This window comes from Peribacillus sp. SIMBA_075, assembly GCF_046534585.1.
Window position 1 is genome coordinate 1 of the sequence record NZ_JAWRYN010000844.1, and the last position, 263, is coordinate 263.

Sequence of the window (263 nt, forward strand, 5' to 3'; positions counted from 1 at the left end):
GTGCAAGATGTGCTCGATAAAAATCCTCACCCCGAAAACGTGTGGTACAGCATCGGTAATCATGAGTTTTATGTGCCAAAGTGGAAGAATCCCCAAACGCTTGCACAAAGTACATGGCCAAACGGCACAACGGAAGAAGAGTTGTTCGATAACTTCTACCAATTCAGCGGAGAAGACAAAGTCTATCACCAAAAAGAAATCAATGGATATCCCTTACTTTTCCTAGGCACAGAAAAATACATGAAATATCACGATCCAAAATT

At 41.1% G+C, this 263-nt stretch carries 1 pseudogene; it reads left to right on the forward strand.

The annotated features are described in order from the left end of the window. A pseudogene (locus SB775_RS30615) lies at positions 1-263 on the forward strand (DUF4073 domain-containing protein); the annotation flags it as partial.